This is a genomic window from Phycicoccus flavus, from assembly GCF_004025965.2.
GTDB classification, from domain to species: domain Bacteria; phylum Actinomycetota; class Actinomycetes; order Actinomycetales; family Dermatophilaceae; genus Phycicoccus; species Phycicoccus flavus.
The window spans coordinates 15,783-37,163 of sequence record NZ_SAYU02000005.1 but is presented as its reverse complement, the minus strand read 5'-3'; the positions used below and the strand labels follow the sequence as shown (position 1 = coordinate 37,163).

The following is a 21,381-nucleotide window of genomic DNA, read 5'->3' as shown; positions in this document are numbered from 1 at the left end:
CGGCGCACCCCCGGGAGGGGAGCGACGTCGAGGACCGTCACCGGCCGGTGGAGGGCCGCCGTTGGTGGCGCACGCCGGGTTTCGGGCGCCTCACGGTCTCGTGGGTCCTCGCCAACCTGGCCGACAGCGCCCTGCTGCTCGTCCTCGCCATCTGGGTCAAGGAGCTCACCGGGAACGACGGCGCCGCCGCCCTCACCTTCGCCCTGCTCGGCGCCGCGACGCTCTTCTCGCCGCTGCTCGCGGGCCTCGCCGACCGGTGGCCCCGGCGATCGGTCCTCGGCTGGTCCAACCTCGTCGCCGGCGTCGTCGTCGCCACGCTCCTGCTCGTCGACGGGCCCGGATGGGTGGGGTGGATCTACGTCGTCACCGTCGTCTACGCCGGGGCCGCCCAGCTCGGGGCGGCGGCCCAGTCCGGGCTCGTCCGTGACCTCCTCCCCGACGCCCTCCTGGCGCGGGGCAACGGGCTGCTGGCCGGGATCGACCAGGGGGCACGCCTGGTGGTCCCCCTCGTCGCGACGGGGGCCTACGTCGTCCTCGGGCCCCACGTGGTCGCGGTGGTGGCCGCGGCCGGCTTCGTCCTGGCGGGGGCGCTGCTCCTGCGCGGGCGGCCCCCGACGAGCGGCGTGCGCCCGGTGTCCGGCGAGCGGTGGCTCGTCCAGGCCGTGGCCGGCTTCCGGCACCTGCGCTCGGTGCCCGCCCTGCGCACCCTCACCCTGACCCTCGCGGTCGGGCTCGGTGCCACCGGCACCGTCCAGGTCGCGATCTTCCCGTTCGTGGAGCAGGGCCTCGACAGCCCGCCGGGGACGCTCGGCGTGCTCGTCGCCGCGAACGGCGTCGGCGCGGCGTGCGGGGCCCTCACCGCCGGCCGGGTCACCTCCCGCCTCGGCGAGGCGCGGGTGTGCCGTCTCGGGCTGGTGGTCATGGCGACGGGGATCGCCCTGCTGCTCGTCGAGCACCTCGTGACCGGCCTGGTGGGGCTCGCCCTCGCCGGCTGGGCGGTGACCTGGATGATGGTCGCGTTCGTCACGCTGCGGCAGCGGCTGACCCCCGGTCATCTCCAGGGCCGGGTCGCCGCCGCCACGATGCTCGTCGTCAACGTGCCGCAGACGGTCATGGTCGCCCTGACCGCCGCGGTGGTGACGGCGCTCGACCACCGTGTGCTCGTGGCTTTCGCGGCCGTCGCGGTGGCCCTGACGGCGACCGTGGGGGTCGGGACCCGGCGTCGCGGAGCGTGACGTCGCGTCGGGGCGGCCGGGGTCCCGGCGCTCTCGTCCCCGGCCCGCTCAGGGCCAGAAGGCGCCGGCCTGGCGCAGCATGAACTCGGTCTCGGGGTCGCGCCCGCCGAACGGGTCGCGCGCGGGCCGGCTCGCCTGGGACGTCGTGAGGTCCTCGGGGCGCAGCCGCGGCAGGTCGACGTGCACCCGCCGTTCGAGCTCGCTCCGGTCGGCTGCCTGTGCCCGCTGCCCGTCGGGTCGCGCCATGGGGACCACCTCCGTGGGACCATCGTCGCACGGCGCCGTGGCCCGGGGTGGGCGTGTCGGTCCTCCGGACTAGCGTGCCGAGCATGAGCAGCGACCAGCACTGCGAGACCGTCCGCCGGTACTGGGCGGCCGCCGAGGCACGCGACTGGGAGTCGTTCGCGGCGACCCTCTCCCCCGACGTCGTCTACCGCTGCCCGCAGACCCGTGAGGTGGTGCGGGGGCTCGACGCCTACCTCCGGTTCAACCGCGAGTACCCCGGCGACTGGCACCTGGACATCGACCGGGTGCTCGGCGACGAGGAGGGCGCGATGAGCCGGACGACGTTCACGGTCGGCGGCGAGGAGATGACGGGCCTGTGCCTCTTCCGCATGGACGCCGAGGGCCGGATCGTCGCGGTCGAGGACTGGTGGCCCGCGCCGTACGAGCGGCCGGCGGGCCGCGCGCACCTCTCCGAGCTGCAGGACTGAGCCGGGACGGCGAGAGGCCCCCACCGGATCCGGTGGGGGCCTCTCGGCGGTGCGCCCTCGCGGGCGCGCCCGCGGTCAGGCGTCGGCGCCGACGCGGAAGCGCGCGAAGCCGGTGGCCTCGGCGCCGGCCTCGTCGAGGACCGTGGCGACCGTCTTCTTCGGCTCCTTGGCGAAGGGCTGCTCCAGCAGCACCTGCTCCTTGAAGAACCCGTTGACCCGGCCCTCGACGATCCGCGGGAGGGCGGCCTCGGGCTTGCCCTCCTCCTTGGCCGTGGCCTCGGCGACCCGGCGCTCGTTCTCGACGGTCTCGGCGTCGATCTCGTCGCGGGTGAGGACCTTGGGGCTGAACGCCGCGACGTGCATCGCGACGTCCCGGGCCACGACGTCGTCGCCGCCGGTGGTCGAGACGAGGACGCCGATCTGCGCGGGCAGGTCGGGGCTCGTCTTGTGCAGGTAGGAGACGACGTGCTCGCCCTCGAGGCGGGCGACCCGCTTGATCTCGATCTTCTCGCCGATGCTCGCGTTGGCCTCGTCGAGCAGCTGCTGGACGGTCTTGCCGTCCGAGAGCGTCGAGCCGAGCAGCGCGTCGGCGTCGCCGGCCTTGGTCGCGACGGCCTGGGCGAGCACCTGGTCGGCGAGCGCGCCGAACTTCTCGCCCTTGGCGACGAAGTCGGTCTCGCAGAGCACCTCGACGAGGGTCCCCGCGCCGGCCCCGGCCTCGGCCGTGACGAGCCCGTTGGACGTCGTGCGTCCCTCGCGCTTGGTCACGCCCTTCTGGCCCTTGACCCGCAGGATCTCCTCGGCCTTCGCGCTGTCGCCGTCGGCCTCGTCGAGCGCCTTCTTGACGTCCATCATCCCGGCCCCGGTCTTCTCCCGGAGCGCCTTGATGTCAGCGGCGGTGTAGTTCGCCATGGGTTCCTATCTCGCTCGTTCGGTGGTGGATGGGCAGCGCGGACGGCGGGCCGAGGGGCCCGCCACCCGCGGTGGAGGTCAGGCCTGCTCGGCCCCGGCCCCGGCGGTCTCCGCCTCGGTGGCGTCGGCGGTGTCGGTGGCGTCGGCGGTGTCGGTGGCCTCGGCGGTGTCGCCGGCCTCGGTGGACCCGCCCTGGTCGGCGGCCACCTCCGCCTCCTGCGCCTCGGCGGGGGTCTCCTCCGCAGCGGCGGCGACGTCCTCGGCCGGGGCGGCGTCGGCGGCCGGCTCGGCCTCCGGCGCGGACGCGGCGGCGGTCTCGCCGGCCATCGGGGCGACCTGCTCGGCGGACTGCTCGGCCTCGCCGGAGAGCAGCTCGCGCTCCCACTCGGCCAGCGGCTCCTCGGTCTCGGCCTGCTCACCGCCGGCCGAGCGGCCCCCGGAGCGGGCGATGAGGCCCTCGGCGGCGGCGTCGGCGATGACCCGGGTCAGGAGGGTGACCGAGCGGATCGCGTCGTCGTTGCCGGGGATCTTGTAGTCGACCTCGTCGGGGTCGCAGTTGGTGTCGAGGATGGCGATGACGGGCAGGCCGAGCTTGCGGGCCTCGTCGACGGCCAGGTGCTCCTTCTTGGTGTCGACGATCCACACCGCCGAGGGCACCTTGCTCATGGAGCGGATGCCGCCGAGCGTCTTCTCGAGCTTGTCCTTCTCCCGCTTCATCATGAGGAGCTCCTTCTTCGTGCGACCGCTGCCGGCCACGTCGTCGAAGTCGATCTCCTCGAGCTCCTTGAGGCGCGTGAGGCGCTTGGAGATCGTCTGGAAGTTCGTGAGCATGCCACCGAGCCAGCGGTGGTTGACGTACGGCATGCCCACCCGGGTCGCCTGCTCGGCGATGGGCTCCTGGGCCTGGCGCTTGGTGCCGACGAAGAGGACCGTGCCGCCGTGGGCGACGGTCTCGCGGACGAACTCGAACGCGTTGTTGATGTACGTCACCGACTGCTGCAGGTCGATGATGTAGATCCCGTTGCGCTCGGTCATGATGAAGCGCTTCATCTTCGGGTTCCAGCGACGGGTCTGGTGCCCGAAGTGGACGCCGCTCTCGAGGAGCTGGCGCATGGTGACGACGGCCATCGTCGTTCTCCTTGGTGTGGGTGCGGTTGTCAGTTGCGTCGGTGGTGTCCGAGCCCCGGTGACGGGGTGGACCCACCTGCCTGGCGTCGCGACGCACCCCGGACGGACGACGGCCCGGGGGCCGGTGTCCGTCACTGCCGTGGTGCGCCCCGGGTCCGAGGAGACCTCGTCGCCGGAGGGTGACGCGCGAAATGTCGGTCCCCGTGCGCGGACGCACGGAGGCCATCGGACAGGATACGGGGCGAGCGGTCCGCAGCGGAAATCCGCTCGGCCGCGGGCGGCCGTCGGGGTAGCGTCCCATCCTCGTGGGGAGGCTCCTGGACGTCGTCGTGCCGCCGCGCCTGGGGACCGCGTTCCGGTGGCAGCTCTCGTCGTCGTGGGTCGCGCAGGTCGGGGACGGCGTCGCCCTCGCGGCCGGGCCGTTGCTCGTCGCGTCCCAGACCCGCTCCCCCGTCCTCATCGCGGCCGCGGCGATGGTGCAGCAGGCCCCGGCCCTCGTCCTCGGCCTCTACGCGGGCGCCGTCGCGGACCGGGTCGACCGCCGCCGGGTGGTCCTCGCGGCGAACCTCGCCCGGGTGCTCGTCCTCGTGGTCCTCGTCGCCTCCGTCGTCACCGGCCTCGTGTCGATCGGCGTCCTGCTCCTCGTGCTGCTCCTCCTCGGCGTCGCGGAGGTTTTCGCCGACAGCGCCTGGCGGGCCGTGACCCCGATGGTCGTGCCGCCGGCCGACCTCGGGATCGCGAACGCCCGGATGATGTCGGGCTTCCTCGTGGCCAACCAGCTCGTGGGGCCGGCGGTGGGGGCGTCCCTCTTCGCCCTCGGCCGCGCCGTGCCCTTCGGGGTGCAGGCCGCCGTCCTGCTCCTGTCGGTGGTCCTCTTCGCCCGCATCCGCCTGCCCGCCGTCGAGCGCGACGGCCCGGTGCAGCACGTCGGCCGGGACGTCGTCGACGGCCTGCGGTGGATGCGCCACAACGCCTCGGTCCGCACGCTCACCGTCGTCATCCTGCTCTTCAACGTCACGTGGGGCGCGCCGTGGGGGGTGCTCGTGTACTGGGCGCAGGAGCGGCTCGGGGTCGACGCCGTGGGGTACGGGCTGCTCACCTCGGCCGCCGCCGTGGGGGGCGTGGCCGGCGTGCTCGGCTACGACCGGCTGGAGCGACGCGTCCCGCTCGGCGCGCTCATGAAGGCGTGCCTGACCCTCGAGGTGCTCACCCACCTGGCCCTCGCCCTGACGACCGTGTGGGTGCTCGCGCTCGGGATCATGGTCGTCTTCGGCGGCTACGCCTTCGTCTGGGGGTCGCTGTCCTCGGCGGTGCGGCAGCGCGCGACGCCCGAGCGCTACCAGGGGCGGGTCGGCAGCGTCTACTGGGTCGGGCTCGTCGGCGGGCTCCTCGTCGGCCAGCTGCTCGGCGGGGTCCTCGCCGAGCACCTCGGCCCCGCGGCGCCGTTCTGGTTCGCCTTCGCGGGGTCCGGCGCCACCCTCGTCGTCCTGTGGCGGCGGCTGGACCTGATCGCGCACGCCGACGCCACGGCGCACGAGGGGGCCGAGGACACCTAGCCTGGCGGGATGCCCTCCACTCCCGGCCACCCGGACCTCGCCGCCTTCGGCACGACGATCTTCGCGACGATGACCCAGCTGGCGCTGGAGAAGGACGCGGTCAACCTCGGCCAGGGGTTCCCGGACACCGACGGGCCGGGCGAGGTGCTGGACGCCGCCGTCGAGGCCATCCGCTCCGGGCGCAACCAGTACCCGCCCGGTCCCGGGGTCCCCGAGCTGCGCCGGGCGGTCGCCGCGCACCAGGAGCGCTTCTACGGCCTGCGCCCCGACCCCGACACCGAGGTGCTCGTCACCGTCGGCGCCACCGAGGCCATCGCCACGGCGATGCTCGCGCTCGTCCGGCCGGGCGACGAGGTCGTCACCTTCGAGCCGTACTACGACAGCTACGCGGCGACGATCGCCCTCGCCGGTGGGGTGCGCCGCACCTCGCTGCTGCGCTTCCCCGACTTCGGCGTCGACGAGGCGTCGCTGCGGGCCGCGTTCTCCGACCGCACCCGGGTCGTCCTGCTCAACACCCCGCACAACCCGACGGGCAAGGTCTTCACCCGCGAGGAGCTCGAGCTCGTCGCGGAGCTGGCCCGGGAGCACGACGCCTGGGTCGTCACCGACGAGGTCTACGAGCACCTCGCCTTCGACGGCCGCCGGCACGTGCCGCTCGCGACGCTCCCGGGGATGGCGGAGCGGACCCTCGCCATCTCCTCGGGCGGGAAGACGTTCTCGACCACCGGGTGGAAGGTCGGGTGGATGACGGGCCCGGCCGAGGTCGTCGCGGCCGCGCGGGCGCTCAAGCAGTTCCTCACCTTCGTCGGGTCGGGCCCGTTCCAGCCGGCCATCGCCGCCGGCCTCGGCCTGCCCGACGCCGTGTTCCACGGCCTCGCGGACTCGCTGGCGGCCAAGCGCGACCGGCTGGTGGCCGGGCTGCGCGCGGCCGGCTTTCAGGTGCCGGTGCCCGAGGGCGGCTACTTCGTCCTCGCCGACGCCGCGCCGCTCGGGGTCGCGGACGCCACGCCCTTCTGCCTCGAGCTGCCGGAGACCGCCGGCGTCGTCGGGGTGCCCGCGTCGGCCTTCCACGACGACCCCGACGCCGGGCGCACCCTGGTCCGGTTCGCGTTCTGCAAGCGGGACGAGGTGCTCGACGAGGGGATCCGCCGGCTCGGGACGCTGCGGGCGGGCTGACCCCGCCGGTCGTGACCCGCGGGCGACGGTCGTCGTCCGGCGGGCCGTGGGCGGCGAACCGGCCGTCCACAGGTGCCTCCCCCGGGCGGGGTCCGTCCACAGATCGGCGGGAGCGTCTGGCCGGCGACGACGCGGCCCGCGAGGGTCGGTGACATGCCCGCCCGCCCGTCCGCCCTCGTCCTCGCCGGGGTCCTCGCCGCCAGCGCCGTGGGCGCCGTCGTGCGCGCCCCGGGCGGTGTCCCGACCGTCCGTGCGGGACCGACGTTGACGGCACCCGGTCCCGCGGCCACCGGTGCGGCGGCCCCGGCCCCGGTCCCGGCCCCCGCGCCGGCGCCCGGTGGCGCGGGCGTCCGCGCGGCCGACACCCCGTCGTCCCAGCGGGCCGACGGGCCGCGGTGGGACTGGCCGGTCCGTCCTCGCCCGGCCGTCGTGCGGGCCTACCGGGCGCCGGTCTCGCGGTTCGGCGCGGGCCACCGCGGTCTCGACCTCGCCGCCCCCGGGGGCACCGCGGTGCGGGCGGTCGAGGACGGCGTCGTCAGCCACGCCGGCGTCGTCGCGGGCCGCGGCACGGTCACCGTCCGTCACGCCGACGGGCTGCGGAGCACCTACGAGCCGCTCGACCCCCGGGTCCGGACCGGTGACCCGGTCCGGCGAGGGCAGGTGCTCGGACGGCTGCGGCCCGGAGCGCACTGCGGGGCGACCGCCTGCCTGCACCTCGGCGCGGTCCGGGACGGGAGCTACCTCGACCCCCGGCCGCTGCTCGCGGCCGGGCGGGTGCGGCTGTACCCGGTGGGCGGGCCGTGAGAAGGCTCAGGCGAGCGAGGCCGGCGCGCCGGGACCGCCGGGTGCACCGGCGACGAGCGGCGCGGAGACGTGGCTCGTCGAGGGGGCGGCGACCGGGCCGCTGGAGCGCGTCATCCACCACGTCGTCGCGACGGCGAGGACGAGCAGCACGGCGGCGGCCACGACGACGAGGAGCCGCTTCTTCCCCCGGCGGGCGGACCGGGCCCGACGGGCGGCCTCCCTGGCCTCGGCCCGGGACTGCGGCACCGGCGCCGAGTCGGGAGCGGCGGCGCCGGGAGCCGCGGTGTCGGCCGGAGCGGCCTGGTCCGCCTCGGGGGCCGGGCGCCGCCGGCGGCGGTTCGGCCCGGCGGTCCCGTCCCGTGAGTCGCCCCAGGCGAGCGAGTCCACCGGCGGCTGGATGGCGTCGAGGATCGAGGTGGTCCCGGCGTCGGCCGGTCGGTCGTCCGGCCCGGTACCGCGACCCGCCTGCGACCGTGCCGGCAGGCCGTCACCAGCGTCGTTCACCGGTGCCGCCGGCGTCGCCGCCGCGGTCGGGGCGAGCGTGGTCGGCTCCTCCGGGGAGGCGGACCACGCGGGGGTCGCGGATGCCGGCGGTCCCCCCGGCCCCGGGCGGAACGCCGCGACCTGCGACTCCCCGTCGACCGCCGGCCGTGACACGCCGTGCTGGGCTGCCGGGTCGAGAGCACGATCGTCGACGCCCTGCGGCGGGTCGGTGTCGCGGGGCCCGGTCGAGTCCGCACCCGGGCCCGCGAGGACCGGGCCACCATCGGGGACGTTCGCCTCGGGAGCGGTGCCGTCGACCCCGGACGGGGCGGTCCGCGGACCGTCGTCACGCAGCGGGGCGCGGTCGGCGACCGTCTCGTCGGCGGGCGGCGTGCCGTCGGGTCCACGGCCGGTGCCGCGGTCCCGCACGGTGTCGTCGGCCTCGGCCGTCGGGGCCGCGTCGCCGGTCGCCGGCTCGAGGTCGCCGTCCTCCGCGGAGGCTCCTTCGATCTCGGGCTCGGGCTGCGGCGCCGGGGGCCGGGCGCCGGACCGGATCGCGGACCGGCGCGCCCCGTAGCTGTCGAGGCGGTCGGCCAGGGTGAGGGTCTCTTCGGGCCGCGACGTCGGGGTCGCGCCGTTCACGCCGGTGGCCGGCGCGGTGTCTCCCTGGTCCGTGGTGGCCATGACGGCGGCAGCTTCGCCACCGGTGCCGGGCGCACCCTCGCCCCGGCCCGTCGAGGTGGAGCGGCCACGCCGCCCGGACCGCAGGTCGGACCGGCGCGGGTACGTCGCGACCTCCCCATCGGCGCCCGCGGCGGGGGCCTCGGCGTCCTCGCCGCCCTCGCCGCCGACGGGCGCCGTCGCGCGCGTGGTCCGGACCGGACGCCAGCCGCGCTCGCGCATCTCAGCGCGGCTCTTGGGCTCGACGTACATGCGTCGGAACTCCGAGACCCACTCGGGGACGTGCGTGAACTGCGGCTCGGCGGCCAGCCCGTGGGGCGTCATCGGCGCGGCGGGGCTCGCTGGCCGCATGTGCTCGGGTGCGCTCCTCTCGGGCGCGACGTCGGCCACCGCGTCCTCGTCGTCACGCACGGGGGTGCGCCTGGGCGTAGGACCGGCGCAGCCGGTCGACGGACACGTGCGTGTAGATCTGGGTCGTCGCGAGCGAGGCGTGGCCGAGCAGCTCCTGGACCATCCGCAGGTCGGCGCCGCCGTCCAGCAGGTGGGTGGCGGCGCTGTGCCGCAGGCCGTGCGGCCCGAGGTCGGGGGCGTCCGGCACCTCGCGCAGCAGACGGTGGACGACCTCGCGGACCTGTCGCTGGTCGGCCCGGCGTCCGCGTCGTCCGAGCAGCAGCGCGGGGCCGCTCTCGGTGGTGACCAGGGCCGGGCGGCCGGCGGCGAGCCACTGGCGCACGGCGTCGGCGGCCGGGACGCCGAAGGGGACCCGGCGCTCCTTGTCGCCCTTCCCGATAACGCGCAGCACGCGGGAGTCGAGGTCGACGTCGTCGACGTCGAGCCCGACGAGCTCGCCGACCCGGATCCCGGTGGCGTAGAGGAGCTCGAGGCAGGCGCGGTCGCGCAGGTGCAGCGGGTCGGCGTCGTCGGCGGCGGTCGCGGCGACGTCGAGCAGGCCGGCGGCCGCCTGCTCGGCCAGCACCGGGGGCAGCGTGCGGTGCCGCCGGGGGGCCGCGAGGCGTAGGGCGGGGTCGTGCTCGACGAGGCCGGTCTGCTCGCACCACCGGAAGAAGGTGCGCAGCGAGGCGGAGGTGCGGGCCACCGTCGAGCGGGCGGCGCCGCGGCGGGCGACCGTGCCGAGCCAGGCCCGCAGGTCCGCGAGCGTGACCGAACGCAGGTCGGCGTCCTCGACCACTCCGGCGCCGTCCAGGAACGCGCCGACATCGCGCGCGTAGGCGCGCACGGTGTGGTCCGACCGCCCCCGCTCGGCGCGGAGGTGGCGCTCGAACGCGGCGACAGCGTCGGGACTGACGACGGTCACGCGCACACCGTGTCATCCCACGGACCCCATCCGCAACGAAATGCGAAGGAATGACCCGGGAATCCCATACCGAAAGGGGGATTGCGGCGCGTCGAGGACATTCCCCGCGCTTTTCCTCGGTGTGAGTGCCCGGGCAGGGCCACCCGCCCGACGGCGCGCGCCGTACCCGGCCGGCGGGCTGCGGGGCGACGGGGGTCAGGGCGGGGAGGCGGTCCTGCGCCAGCGGTCGCCGTCGCGTTCGAGGAGACCGAGCATCTCCAGGACGGCGAGCGCCGCCGGAACCCGGCCCGGGTCGACCCCCGACAGCACCGCCAGACGGGGTACCTCGGCCCAGCGCCGGCGCGGCGCGGCCGCGAGGACGTCCTGCTCGAGCGCGGACAGCCCGTCCGTGACCCGCGACTCCCCCCGTCGCAGCGGCGCGAGCTCGGCGCCGACGGGCGCCGCGAGCTCGAGCACCTCGGCGGCGTCGGTGACGAGGTCGGCGCCGTACTCGCGCACCAGCTGGTGGGTGCCTGCGGACACGGCGCTCGTGACCGGCCCGGGCACCGCGCCGACGGGCAGGTGCAGGTCGCGCGCCTCCCGCGCGGTCGAGAGCGACCCGGAGCGCAGACCGGCCTCGACGACGACCGTCGCGCGGGCGAGGGCCGCGATGAGGCGGTTGCGGGCGAGGAAGCGGCGGGGCAGCGGCAGGGCACCGGGCGGCACCTCCGCGACGAGCGCCCCCGTCCGGCCGATCTGCGCGATGAGCGCGGTGTTCTGCGTCGGGTAGGCCCGGTCGAGACCGCAGGCGAGCACCGCGACGGTGTCGCCCTCGGCGGCGAGGGCCCCGCGGTGCGCCGCGGCGTCGATGCCCGCCGCGGCGCCGCTGACGACGACCCACCCCCGTCGGGCCAGGCCGTCCCCGAGCTCGGTCGCCACCTCCCGCCCGTACTCCGTGCAGATGCGCGACCCGACGACCGCCACCGACCGCTCGCCGAGGAGGCCGAGGTCGAGGTCGCCTGCGACGTAGAGGCAGTACGGCGGGTGGAGGAGGCGGTCCAGCGCGGGTGGCCAGTCCGGGTCGTCCGGGACGACCACCCGCAGACGGCGGCGGCGGACCTCCCGGGCCAGGGCGTCGAGGTCGAGCTCGCCGAGCCGGACGCCGAGCTCGCCCACCCGGCCGCGGCCCTCCCGGATCGCGGCGAGGACGGCGGCCCCACCCTCCCGGGGCAGGAGGTCGCGCAGGACGGCGTTCCGCGGCTCGACGAGGAAGGACAGGGCGACCCGGGCCCAGCGCTCGTCCCCGGGGTCGGCGGTGGGCGCGGCGGGCGCGGTCACGCCGCCACGTCCTCACCGCGGCGCAGGGAGAGCCCGAGCGCGAGGTCCTCGTGGGTGGGCACGGTGCGCCCCGCGAGGTCGGCCGCGGACCACGCCACCCGCAGCACCCGGTCGTAGCCGCGCAGGGTGAGCCGGCCGTGGTCGAGCGCCCGGTCGACCACGGCCGTCGTGGCCCGGGCGAGGCGGTAGGGCGCCCGCCGCAGCACGTGTCCGGGCACGAGCCCGTTGAGACCCCAGCCGCCCTCGGACCAGCGCTCGGCCTGCACCTCGCGGGCCGCCCGGACCCGGGCGGCGACCTCGGCGCTGGGCTCGCCGCTGCCCTCCCCCAGTGCGGCGGGCCGGACCGGCGCCACCTGCACCTGCAGGTCGACGCGGTCCATGAGCGGCCCGCTCAGCCGTCCGCCGTAGGAGCGCAGCTCGCGGGCCGAGCACGTGCAGTCGACGGCCTTGCCGAACCGGCGCCCGCACGGGCACGGGTTGGCCGCGAGGACGAGGAGGAAGCGCGCCGGGTAGCGCACCGCCTGGCGCGAGCGGGCGATGACGACCTCCCCGGACTCCAGGGGCTGCCGCAGCGTCTGCAGCACCCCGGTGCGGAACTCGGGCGCCTCGTCGAGGAAGAGGACGCCGCGATGTGCCTGCGAGACGGCCCCGGGCACGATCGTGCCCGAGCCGCCGCCCGTGAGCGCCGCCTCGGTCGTCGTGTGGTGCGGAGCGACGAACGGCGGGGTCCGGTCGAGGGCGGTGACCTCCCCGACCGGCGCCACGAGCGAGCGGACGGCGTGCACCTCCAGCGCCTCCTCGCGGGTGAGCGGCGGCAGGACCGTGACGAGCCGTTCGGCGAGCATCGTCTTCCCGACCCCCGGCGGCCCGGAGAGCAGCAGGTGGTGGCCCCCGGTGGCGGCGAGCTCCAGGGCCGTGCGGGCGGTGTCCTGCCCGACGACGTCGGCCAGGTCCACGGGCACCCGATCGACCGGCGCGTCGGCGGGCCGCCGCGGGGCGAGCGGCAGCACCCCGCCGTCGGCCGCCTCGCGGTACCAGCCGATGACCTCGGCGAGGCCGGACGCCGCGTGCACGGCGATGCCGTCGACCAGCTGGGCCTCGGCGACGTTCTCCTCCGGGACGACGACGTGGCGCACCCCGCGTCGCTGCGCGCCGAGCACCGCGGGCAGGACCCCCCGGACGCCGCGCAGCCGGCCGTCCAGCCCGAGCTCGCCGAGGTGGACGACGTCCTGCACCGCCTCGCGCGGAAGCACCCCCGCCGCGGCGAGGACGGCGACCGCGATGGCGAGGTCGAAGCCCGAGCCGCGTTTGGGGATGGACGCCGGCGACAGGTTCACCGTGACCCGGTGGGGCGGGACCGGGGTCCCGGCCGTGGACGCCGCGGCCTTGACCCGCTCCCCCGCCTGCGCGCACGCGGCGTCCGGCAGGCCGCCGACGATGAACGCGGGCAGGCCCTGGGCGATGTGCGACTCGACCTCGACCAGTGTGCCGTCCAGACCGCTCAGCGCCACCGACCGGGTGCGCCCGAGTCCGAGGGTCACGACCCCACCCCGACGACGTGCCGCAGGCGGGGCGGCGAGCCCGGGAGGCACAGCACCCCGACGACGTCGAGGCGGATCGGCCCCCGGTGCGGTCCGTGCTCGCGGACGTAGGCGGCGGCGAGCCGGCGCAGCCGCAGCGCCTTGGCGACGGTGACCGCCTCGACGGGGTCGCCGAAGCCGGTGCCGCGCCGGGTCTTCACCTCGACGACGACGAGGCACGGCCCGTCCCGTGCGACGACGTCGATCTCGCCGTGCTCGCAGCGCCAGTTGCGCTCGACCACCTCCAGCCCCTGCTCGCGCAGGTAGCGGCAGGCGAGGTCCTCGCCGTAGGCCCCGAGCCGGGCCCGCTCGGGCCGCGCCGTGTCGTCCGCGTGTGTCGTCATGGGTCCGAGCGAAGCCGACGACCCCGGGCGGGGACACCCCGCGCGGCGGATCTGTGGACGACGGCGGGCCGACGGGGCGCCTGTGGACGACCGGGGCCGACGCCTCGGCCCGGCCCCGCTGTCCGGACGGTCCGGGTGTCGGCGCGGCGTGCGAGCATCGGGGACGAGGACGCTCCCGACGACGTGAGGACCCCCGATGACCGACTACCACGTGGTCGACCCCGCCACCGGCGAGACGCTGGCGACCCACCCGGGCGCCACCGACGAGGACGTCGACGCCGCGCTCGGCCGGGCGCACGAGACCGCCCGGACCTGGCGCGCCACCCCTGTGGCCGAGCGGGCCGCCGTCCTCGCCCGCGCCGCCGGGCTGACCCGCGAACGGCGCGAGGACCTGGCCGCCGTCGTCACCCGCGAGATGGGCAAGCGCCGAAAGGAGGCCCTGGGCGAGGTCGGGCTCGTCGCCGACATCCTCGACTACTACGCGCAGGACGGCCCGGACATGCTGGCGGACGAGGTCTTCACCCCCCGCGCCGGCGGGCGGGCGGTGCTGCGGCACGAGCCCGTCGGGGTGCTGCTCGGGGTCATGCCGTGGAACTTCCCGCACTACCAGGCCGTGCGGCTGGCCGCACCGAACCTGCTCGCCGGCAACACCGTCCTCCTCAAGCCCGCCCCGCAGTGCCCCGAGAGCGCGGCCGCGGCGGCGCAGGTCTGGCGCGACGCCGGCCTGCCCGAGGGCGCCTACGAGGTGCTGCTGGCCTCCGACGACCAGGTCGCCCGCGCCGTCGCCGACCCCCGCGTCGCCGGGGTCTCGGTCACCGGCAGCGAGCGGGCGGGCGCGGCCGTCGCCGCCGAGGCCGGGCGGAACCTCAAGAAGGTCATCCTCGAGCTCGGCGGCTCCGACCCCTTCGTCGTCCTCGCCGACGCCGACCTCGGCCGCGCCGTCAAGCACGCCGTCTCGGGTCGGATGCAGAACACCGGCCAGGCCTGCAACGCCGCCAAGCGGTTCTTCGTCGCCGACGCCGTCCACGACGAGTTCGTCGAGAGGTTCGCCGCCGCCCTCGGCGCCCTCGAGCCCGGCGACCCGGCGCAGGACGGCACGGCGCTCGCCCCGCTGTCCTCCGAGCGGGCCGCCGCCACGCTCGTCGAGCAGGTGCAGGACGCCCTCGACCAGGGCGCCACCGCGGTCGTGGGCGGCGCCGCGCGCCCCGACCGCCCCGGCGCCTACGTCACCCCGACCCTGCTCACCGGCGTCCGCCCCGGCATGCGCGCCCACGACGAGGAGCTCTTCGGGCCGGTGGCCGTCGTGCACCGGGTGGCCGACGCCGACGAGGCCGTGGCCCGCGCCAACGAGAGCGCCTTCGGGCTCGGCGGCGTCGTCTTCGGCGGCGACCCCGAGGTCGTCGCCGACGTCGCCGACCGCCTCGAGACCGGCATGGTCTGGCTCAACTGCATGCAGGGCTCGATGCCGGACCTGCCCTTCGGCGGCACCAAGCGTTCGGGCACCGGCCGCGAGCTCGGCCGGCTCGGCATCCGCGAGTTCGTCAACACCAAGCTGATCTACGACCCCGCCGGCTAGGACCTCGGCGGGGCCGGGCTCAGAAGTCGCCCTTCGGCAGCTCGAGCTCGCTCTTGGCCAGCTCCTCGACGTTGACGTCCTTGAACGTCACGACCCGCACCGTCTTGGCGAAGCGCGCCGGCCGGTAGATGTCCCACACCCAGGCGTCGTGCATCGTCACGTCGAAGAAGACCTCCCCGCCGTCGCTGCGGACCTTCACGTCCACGCTGTTGCACAGGTAGAAGCGGCGCTCGGTCTCGACGACGTGGCTGAACAGCCCGACGACGTCGCGGTACTCGCGGTAGAGCGCGAGCTCCGCCTCGCTCTCGTACTTCTCGAGGTCCTCCGAGCTCATCGCTCTCCTGCTCGCATCAGACGGTCGGGCGGGAACGGGTCGGCGACCTCGTCCCCGGGGTGGGCCGGGGCGGGGCCGACCGGACCGGCCACCCCGGCACGGTCGGCGGGCTCGCCGGAGGGGGTGGGGACGGGCGAGAGCACCCCGCCATCATCGTCCATCGCGCCGGGCAGCCGCCACGAGCGTCGGTGCCACACCGACGGGCCGTGCACGCGCAGCGCCTCGAGGTGGTCCGGCGCGGCGTAGCCCTTGTTGCCGACCCAGCCGTACCGGGCGTGCTCACCGTCCTCGGCGCCGAGGTCGACCATGATCCGGTCCCGGGTCACCTTGGCCAGCACGCTCGCGGCCGCCACCGACGAGCACCTGAGGTCGGCCTTGACCATCGTCGTCACCGGAGGCGTCACGACCTCGTCCTCGTGCGCGAAGGCGAGCAGCCCGACGTCCTCGGGCGAGGTCAGCCAGTCGTGGTTGCCGTCGAGGATGACGAGGTCGGGACGCACCCCGCACGCCGCGAGCGCGCGGGTGCCGGCCAGCCGAAGCCCGGCGATGATCCCGATCTCGTCGATCTCGGCGGCGCTGGCGTGGGCGACGGCGTGGCAGAGCGCCCAGCGCCGGATACGCGGCACCATCGCCTCGCGGACCTGCGGCTGCAGCAGCTTGCTGTCCCGCACCCCCTGCGGGGCGCTCCGGCAGGTCTCGTCGATGACGACGACGCCGACGGTGACCGGCCCGGCCAGCGCGCCGCGGCCGACCTCGTCCATCCCGGCGAGCACCCGGTGCCCGTCGCGCTGCAGCGCCCGCTCGACCCGCAGGCTGGGCCGGCGGGGCCCCTGGGGCGGGCGGGCGGCACGGGTCGTCCGGCCCGCGGCGGCCGGGCTCACGGGGACGCGGTCGGCGACGGGGACGTCGTCGTGGCCGGGGCCGACGACGGCGCCGGGACGCCGGAGAACGTCGCCGGGTAGTCGGAGAGCCAGCCGAACCGCGAGAACGGCCACACGACGGCGACGGCGCGCCCGGTGACCTTGTCGATCGGCACCGAGCCACCACGGCCCGTCCCGTCGGGGTCGTGGAAGCGCGAGTCCTCGCTGTCGGAGCGGTGGTCGCCCATGACCCAGACCCGGTTCGCGGGCACGGTGATGTCGAAGGTCATCGTGCTCGGGACGTCGCCGGGGTGGATGTAGGGCTCGTTCAGCGGGGCACCGTTGACGGTGAGCCGCTTCTGCGCGTCGCAGCACACGACGTGGTCGCCGGGCATGCCGATGACCCGCTTGATGAGGTGGTCCTCGGACTCGCTCGGCAGCAGCCCGACGAAGACGAGCGCGTCGTGCGTCACCTTGGCGACGCCGGTGCGGTCGTCGACGGTGCCGAGCCCGCCGAGCCAGTCGCCCGGGTCCTCAAAGACGACGACGTCCCCCCTCTCGAGGTCGATCGGGCCCGGGGTCAGCTTGGAGACGACGACCCGGTCCCCGACCAGCAGCGTGTTCTCCATCGACCCCGAGGGGATGTAGAACGCCTGCAGCAGCCAGGTCTTGACGACGAAGGACAGCACCATCGCCATGACGAGGACGAGGACGACCTCCTTGAGGGCGGCGCCGACCCAGCGGCCGAACGACGCGGCCCCGTCCCGGGACGTCGACGTGGCCCGCGGCTCGTCGACGTCCTCGCGGGACTGCTCGGGCGCGCTCACGAGCCGGTCCGCACGAGGTCGACCGGACCGAACCGGTCCAGCGGCCAGAACCGCCACACCACCGAACCGACCACGTCGCCGCGGGCCGCGGTCGACGGGACGAGCCGGGCGGCGCCGTCCGCGCCCTGCACGAGCGCGACGTCACCGGCCTCGGCGCGGTGGTCGGTCTTCAGGACGAGCACGCGGTCTCCTGGCTCGAAGGTCGGCGCGTCGGCCGCCGACGGGACGAAGTAGGACTCGATGAGCAGCCCGCGCACGAGGGCCGCGACGACGACACCGATGGCGAGGGTGGCGACCACCCGACGCCCTCGCCCCGGCGCCGCCGCGAGGGCGGGACCGGGGTCGGGGTGGGATGCGGCCGTCACTGGAGCGAGGGTAACCGCCGTTCCCGGACGGATGGCCCCCGCTCCCCGGGGGTCGCTCAGACGCCGGCCGGGGTGTCGCGCTTCTCGCGGATCTTGGCGGCCTTGCCGCGCAGGTCGCGCAGGTAGTACAGCTTGGCGCGCCGCACGTCACCGCGGGTGACGACCTCGATCTTGTCGACGATGGGGGTGTGCAGCGGGAAGGTGCGCTCGACACCGACGCCGAAGGACACCTTGCGGACGGTGAACGTCTCGCCGACGCCGCCGCCGTGGCGACGGATGACGACGCCCTTGAAGACCTGGATGCGCGAGCGGGTGCCCTCGACGACCTTGACGTGGACGTTGACCGTGTCGCCGGCGCGGAAGGCGGGGACGTCGGTCTTCATCGACGCGCGGTCGAGCTCGTCGAAACGCTGCATGACGGTGTCGCTTTCTCGCGGGCTGCCACAGGTCATCCGCGGTTCTCGGTGCTGCACTGGTCGATCGGGTGCGTCCGGCCGGGCCTCATGCCCTGCTCGGACCGGGGTCCGGGGCACTCCCCCTGTGGCGGGGGCCGTTCGTCGGCGGGACGCAGCGCCCCAGTCTGCCAGAGGCGGAGGGGCCCGGCGAAATCCGAGCCGCGCCGTCCCGGCCGGGCCCGCACGGCGCCGTCACCGCCGCCGCCTATCCTGCGGCACGTGACGATCGACCCGGGGATCCCCGTCGCGCTGGCCGTCGTGCTGCTGCTCGGCATCACCGTCGCCGGCTACGTCCTCGGCCGGCTCCCCGGCCCCGGCTCCCCCGTGCTCGCGATGGCCCGAGCGGTCGGCCAGCTCGGCGCGGCGGCCCTCGTCATCACCGCCGTCGTGCGCTCCCTGTGGCTCTCCGTGCTGCTCCTCTGCGCGATGTTCGCCGTCGCCGTCGTCACGACGACGGGCCGGATCGAGGCCCGGGAGGCCTGGCCGTGGGCGACGCTGGCCATGCTGGCCGGGCTGCTGCCGGTCGTCGTCGTCGTCCTCGCGACCCGGACGGTGCCGCCCACCGGGCTGGCGCTCGTGCCCGTCGTCGGCATCATCGCCGGCAACACGATGAACGGGCACACCCTCGCCTGCCGGCGGGCCTTCGCGGCCCTGCGCGAGGAGCACGGCCAGTACGAGGCCGCTCTCGCGCTCGGCCTGACCCGGGCCCAGGCCATCGAGGAGGTCGTCCACCGCCGCGTCCCGGAGGCGCTCGTCCCCGGCCTGGACCAGGTCCGCACCGCCGGGGTCGTCACGCTGCCCGGGGCGTTCATCGGGGTCCTGCTCGGCGGCGGCTCCCCGGCGCAGGCGGCGGCCGCGCAGGTGCTGGTCCTCGTCGGGATCATGGCCGCGCAGACCGTGACCGCGGTGGTCGCCGAGCGGCTCGTCGGCGCCGCGCTGCTGCTCCCGGCCGACCTGCGCGCGTCCCTGAGGCCCTGACCGCAGGACGGTGACGTCGACGCGGCGGCGTCCTCAGCCGCCGGTCCGGCGCGCCTTGACGAGGTCGACGGTGCCGGGGAAGGTGCCCTCGCCGGGCAGCAGCCGGTAGCCGGAGCGCCGGTAGCGGCGGATGTTGCCCTCGCTGACCCGGCCGGTGTTGATCCAGTAGGTCGCCACCGCCGCGGGGGCGGCGGCCTCGGCGAGGGCGAGGAGGGCCCGCCCGAGCCCGCGGCCCTGGAGGTCCGGGGCGACCATGAGGCGGCCGGTCTCCCACACCGACGCCTCGCCCGGCCGCTGCCGCCCGCGCACCGACGCGACGAGCCGGCCGGGCGCACGCCCGTCCACCGGCACCCGCGCCACCCACGTCGTCCACGCGCCGAGCCCCGCCAGCACCTGGTCCAGGTCCTCCTCCAGCGGAGGGATGTGCCACGACCCGGAGATCCGCCCCTCCTGCATCCAGCACGCCCGCTGGAGGACGAGCAGATCGGCGGCGTCCGCGGGGGTCGCCACGCGCACCTCGAGGTCGTCCAGCCCGGTCACCGTCGCCGCGGCGGGCACGAGGTCGGGACGCCGCGCCGCCGTGCGCTCCACCCGCTGCGCGTGCCGCCAGGCGCCGATCTCCGCGTGGTGGCCGGAGAGCAGGACCGGCGGGACCTCGCGCGTCGTGCCGTCGTCGTCCCAGACCGCCGGCCGGGTGTAGACCGGGTACTCCAGCAGCCCGCCCTCGTGCGACTCCTCGAGCAGCGACGCGGCGTTGCCGACGACTCCGGGCAGCAGCCGGGCGACGGCCTCGACGATCGCGAGCACCGCCACCTCGCCGCCGTTGAGGACGTAGTCGCCGAGCGAGACCACGGTCACCGGCATCCGCTCGGCGGCGTGCTCGTAGACCCGCTCGTCGATGCCCTCGTAGCGGCCGCAGGCGAAGGCCAGCCACTCCTGGTCCGCGAGCTCGTGGGCCAGGGCCTGGGTGAACGGCACGCCGCCGGGGCCGGGCACGACGAGATGCGGCACCGGGGCGCCGGGCCGGGACCCGGCGGCGACGACGTGCGCGAGCGCGGCGGCCCACGGCTCGGGCTTCATGACCATGCCCGCCCCGCCACCGAACGGGGTGTCGTCGACGGTGCGGTGCCGGTCGTGGGCGAAGTCGCGCAGGTCGTGGACGGCGAGGTCCAGCAGCCCGTCACGGCGGGCCCGGCCGATGAGCGAGAGGTCCAGCGGCGCGAGGTACTCGGGGAAGATCGAGACGACGTCGACGCGCACGGCCGCTCAGCCCTCGAGGTCGAAGAGCCCGGCCGGGACGTCGAGCACGACCCGCCCGCCCGCGAGGTCGACCTCGGGCACGAGCGCCGCGACGAACGGGACGCGGCCCTCCCGGCCGTCGGGCCGCCGGACGAGCAGCCGGTCCTGGGCGGCGCCGACCTCGAGCCCGACGACCTCCCCCACCGGCGCGCCCTCGGGGTCGACCGCGGCCAGCCCGACGAGCTGCTCCTCCGCGAAGGTGTCGGGGTCGTCCTCGACCGGCCCGTCCTCGGCCTCGTCGAGCACCAGCCGCGTGCCGCGCAGGCCCTCGGCGCTCGTGCGGTCGGGGATCTCGTGGAACGCGACGAGCCAGATGCCGCGGTGCACGCGGGTGGAGCGCACCGTGAGGGCCCGCGGCACGCCGGAGCCGGGTGCGGCCTCGGTGGCGAGGACGGTGTCGTCGGCGAGCCGTCGCTCGGGCTCGTCGGTGTGGAGCTGCACGGTGACCTCGCCGCGCAGGCCGTGCGGCCGGCCGATCCGGGCGACGACGGGTCGCTCGCTCACGATGCCTCCTCGGGGACGACGACGGCGGGGCGCCGCCCGGACACTGCCGGGGGCGCCCCGCCGGGACGTGGTGGGGTCAGCGGACCCGGTCGGTGTCGACGATGTCGATCCGGACCCCGCGCCCACCGGCCAGGGCACCCATGACGGTGCGCAGGGCGCTGGCGGTGCGGCCGGATCTGCCGATGACGCGGCCGAGGTCGTCGGGGTGCACCCGCACCTCGAGGATCTCCCCGCGGCGCAGCTCCTTGCGACGGACCCGGACCTCGTCCTTGTGGTCGACGATGCCCGTGACGAGGTGCTCGAGAGCCTCCTCGAGCACGGTCAGGCCTTCGCGGCGTCGGCGTCGGCGTCGGTGGACTCCGCCGCGGCGCTGCCCGAGTCGGTGTCGGCCGCCGGGGCGGTCTCGGCCGGGGTGGTCTCGGCCGGGGCCTCGGCCTCGGCGCTCTTGGCGGCGCGCTTGCGCGGCGTCGTCGCACCGGAGGAGTCGCTGCTCGTGGAGCCGGCGGCGGCGAGGGCGGCCTCGTAGACGTCCTTCTTGCTCTTCTTCGGCTCGGCGACCTTGAGGGTGCCGTCCGTGTAGTGCTTGAGCAGGGCGGCGACGGCCTCGGTGGGCTGGGCGCCCTGGGAGATCCAGTAGTCCGCGCGCTCGGTGTCGATCTCGATGAGCGAGGGCTCCTGGTTGGGGTCGTACTTGCCGATCTCCTCGATCGCCCGGCCGTCCCGCTTGGTGCGGGAGTCCATGACGACGACGCGGTAGATGGCGGTGCGGATCTTGCCCATCCGCTTGAGTCTGATCTTGACGGCCACGCTCGTGGTCTCCTCGTACGTCGTGGGCGCGGCGAGACCGCACGGTGCGTGCGGGGTGCCGACCACCCGGTGTGTAGGCGTCCGGTCCGGCGCGCGGCCTCCCGGGAGGGAGGGGGCGACCGGACGGGTACA

The 21,381-nt window shown here is 76.0% G+C and carries 24 protein-coding genes; 7 read left to right on the top strand and 17 right to left on the bottom strand.

All coding sequences use genetic code 11. The annotated features are described in order from the left end of the window. The first annotated feature begins 47 nt into the window (after positions 1–47). Positions 48–1,235: an MFS transporter gene (locus tag EPD83_RS02825; protein ID WP_165566184.1), complete on the top strand. Its 1,188-nt coding sequence runs from the start codon at positions 48–50 to the stop codon at positions 1,233–1,235. Positions 1,236–1,283: 48 nt separating this feature from the next. Here EPD83_RS02825 and EPD83_RS02820 read toward each other — a convergent pair whose 3' ends face one another. Next, positions 1,284–1,481 (bottom strand): hypothetical protein, encoded by a 198-nt coding sequence (locus EPD83_RS02820; protein ID WP_128365497.1) that lies wholly within the window; start codon positions 1,479–1,481, stop codon positions 1,284–1,286. An 83-nt stretch (positions 1,482–1,564) separates the two neighbouring features. Between EPD83_RS02820 and EPD83_RS02815 the strand changes: the two genes are divergently transcribed. Next, entirely contained in the window at positions 1,565–1,948 is a 384-nt protein-coding gene (locus tag EPD83_RS02815) for a nuclear transport factor 2 family protein (protein ID WP_128365498.1), read from the top strand. 75 nt (positions 1,949–2,023) lie between these two features. On the opposite strand, the gene tsf is transcribed toward EPD83_RS02815, so the two are convergent. After that, a complete protein-coding gene (tsf, locus tag EPD83_RS02810) occupies positions 2,024–2,860 on the bottom strand; it encodes a translation elongation factor Ts (protein WP_128365499.1) in 837 nt (278 codons plus the stop codon). A 78-nt stretch (positions 2,861–2,938) separates the two neighbouring features. Beyond that, the gene (rpsB, locus tag EPD83_RS02805) at positions 2,939–3,988 is read right to left on the bottom strand and encodes a 30S ribosomal protein S2 (protein WP_128365500.1); all 1,050 of its coding nucleotides are present in this window, start codon (positions 3,986–3,988) and stop codon (positions 2,939–2,941) included. 305 nt (positions 3,989–4,293) lie between these two features. Between rpsB and EPD83_RS02800 the strand changes: the two genes are divergently transcribed. The 3 genes from EPD83_RS02800 to EPD83_RS02790 all read left to right on the top strand — a co-directional run bounded on the left by EPD83_RS02800 (position 4,294) and on the right by EPD83_RS02790 (position 7,524). Then, the gene (locus EPD83_RS02800) at positions 4,294–5,544 is read left to right on the top strand and encodes an MFS transporter (RefSeq protein ID WP_128365501.1); all 1,251 of its coding nucleotides are present in this window, start codon (positions 4,294–4,296) and stop codon (positions 5,542–5,544) included. Between the two features lie 9 nt (positions 5,545–5,553). Further along, positions 5,554–6,720: a pyridoxal phosphate-dependent aminotransferase gene (locus EPD83_RS02795; protein ID WP_165566183.1), complete on the top strand. Its 1,167-nt coding sequence runs from the start codon at positions 5,554–5,556 to the stop codon at positions 6,718–6,720. 153 nt (positions 6,721–6,873) lie between these two features. Continuing rightward, complete coding sequence (locus EPD83_RS02790; protein ID WP_128368250.1) at positions 6,874–7,524, top strand: M23 family metallopeptidase; 651 nt, start codon at positions 6,874–6,876, stop codon at positions 7,522–7,524. A gap of 6 nt (positions 7,525–7,530) precedes the next feature. Here the strand turns inward: EPD83_RS02790 and EPD83_RS02785 are convergent, their stop codons facing one another. From EPD83_RS02785 to EPD83_RS02765, 5 genes are all read right to left on the bottom strand, one after another. Then, positions 7,531–9,099, bottom strand: a complete 1,569-nt coding sequence (locus tag EPD83_RS02785) for a hypothetical protein (RefSeq protein WP_128368251.1) — start codon at positions 9,097–9,099, stop codon at positions 7,531–7,533. Continuing rightward, the gene (locus EPD83_RS02780; protein ID WP_235950307.1) at positions 9,092–10,003 is read right to left on the bottom strand and encodes a tyrosine recombinase XerC; all 912 of its coding nucleotides are present in this window, start codon (positions 10,001–10,003) and stop codon (positions 9,092–9,094) included. The genes EPD83_RS02785 and EPD83_RS02780 overlap by 8 nt, the downstream gene beginning before the upstream one ends. Positions 10,004–10,198: 195 nt before the next feature. Next, positions 10,199–11,320: a DNA-processing protein DprA gene (gene dprA / locus EPD83_RS02775; protein ID WP_165566181.1), complete on the bottom strand. Its 1,122-nt coding sequence runs from the start codon at positions 11,318–11,320 to the stop codon at positions 10,199–10,201. Next, entirely contained in the window at positions 11,317–12,861 is a 1,545-nt protein-coding gene (locus EPD83_RS02770; RefSeq protein WP_128368292.1) for a YifB family Mg chelatase-like AAA ATPase, read from the bottom strand. Before EPD83_RS02770 ends, dprA begins: the two co-directional genes overlap by 4 nt. Next, positions 12,858–13,244, bottom strand: a complete 387-nt coding sequence (locus tag EPD83_RS02765; protein ID WP_128368322.1) for a YraN family protein — start codon at positions 13,242–13,244, stop codon at positions 12,858–12,860. Before EPD83_RS02765 ends, EPD83_RS02770 begins: the two co-directional genes overlap by 4 nt. 196 nt (positions 13,245–13,440) lie before the next feature. On the opposite strand from EPD83_RS02765, the gene EPD83_RS02760 reads away from it, so the two are divergent. Continuing rightward, the gene (locus EPD83_RS02760; protein WP_165566180.1) at positions 13,441–14,820 is read left to right on the top strand and encodes an aldehyde dehydrogenase family protein; all 1,380 of its coding nucleotides are present in this window, start codon (positions 13,441–13,443) and stop codon (positions 14,818–14,820) included. A 19-nt stretch (positions 14,821–14,839) separates the two neighbouring features. Here the strand turns inward: EPD83_RS02760 and EPD83_RS02755 are convergent, their stop codons facing one another. From EPD83_RS02755 to rplS, 5 genes are read right to left on the bottom strand one after another with little or no spacing between them, the layout of a single operon-like run. Then, positions 14,840–15,154, bottom strand: coding sequence for a DUF2469 domain-containing protein (locus EPD83_RS02755; protein WP_128367054.1), 315 nt, complete (start codon positions 15,152–15,154; stop codon positions 14,840–14,842). Beyond that, positions 15,151–16,035, bottom strand: coding sequence for a ribonuclease HII (locus tag EPD83_RS02750; RefSeq protein ID WP_322095764.1), 885 nt, complete (start codon positions 16,033–16,035; stop codon positions 15,151–15,153). Before EPD83_RS02750 ends, EPD83_RS02755 begins: the two co-directional genes overlap by 4 nt. After that, a complete protein-coding gene (lepB, locus tag EPD83_RS02745; RefSeq protein ID WP_235950306.1) occupies positions 16,032–16,841 on the bottom strand; it encodes a signal peptidase I in 810 nt (269 codons plus the stop codon). The genes EPD83_RS02750 and lepB overlap by 4 nt, the downstream gene beginning before the upstream one ends. Continuing rightward, on the bottom strand, positions 16,838–17,206 hold the full coding sequence (locus EPD83_RS02740; protein WP_128367055.1) for a S26 family signal peptidase: 369 nt from the start codon (positions 17,204–17,206) through the stop codon (positions 16,838–16,840). Before EPD83_RS02740 ends, lepB begins: the two co-directional genes overlap by 4 nt. 56 nt (positions 17,207–17,262) lie before the next feature. Then, positions 17,263–17,622, bottom strand: a complete 360-nt coding sequence (rplS, locus tag EPD83_RS02735; RefSeq protein ID WP_128367060.1) for a 50S ribosomal protein L19 — start codon at positions 17,620–17,622, stop codon at positions 17,263–17,265. A 258-nt stretch (positions 17,623–17,880) separates the two neighbouring features. Here rplS and EPD83_RS02730 point away from each other — a divergent pair, with 258 nt between their 5' ends. Continuing rightward, the gene (locus EPD83_RS02730; RefSeq protein ID WP_128367056.1) at positions 17,881–18,639 is read left to right on the top strand and encodes an ABC transporter permease; all 759 of its coding nucleotides are present in this window, start codon (positions 17,881–17,883) and stop codon (positions 18,637–18,639) included. A 33-nt stretch (positions 18,640–18,672) separates the two neighbouring features. Here the strand turns inward: EPD83_RS02730 and trmD are convergent, their stop codons facing one another. The 4 genes from trmD to rpsP form a co-directional block, all read right to left on the bottom strand. Further along, positions 18,673–19,899, bottom strand: coding sequence for a tRNA (guanosine(37)-N1)-methyltransferase TrmD (trmD, locus tag EPD83_RS02725; RefSeq protein WP_128367057.1), 1,227 nt, complete (start codon positions 19,897–19,899; stop codon positions 18,673–18,675). 6 nt (positions 19,900–19,905) lie between these two features. Beyond that, the gene (gene rimM, locus EPD83_RS02720) at positions 19,906–20,442 is read right to left on the bottom strand and encodes a ribosome maturation factor RimM (protein WP_205859385.1); all 537 of its coding nucleotides are present in this window, start codon (positions 20,440–20,442) and stop codon (positions 19,906–19,908) included. 76 nt (positions 20,443–20,518) lie between these two features. Then, complete coding sequence (locus tag EPD83_RS02715; RefSeq protein WP_128367270.1) at positions 20,519–20,761, bottom strand: RNA-binding protein; 243 nt, start codon at positions 20,759–20,761, stop codon at positions 20,519–20,521. 2 nt (positions 20,762–20,763) lie between these two features. Further along, the gene (rpsP, locus tag EPD83_RS02710) at positions 20,764–21,249 is read right to left on the bottom strand and encodes a 30S ribosomal protein S16 (protein ID WP_128367271.1); all 486 of its coding nucleotides are present in this window, start codon (positions 21,247–21,249) and stop codon (positions 20,764–20,766) included. Between the last annotated feature and the right edge of the window lie 132 nt (positions 21,250–21,381).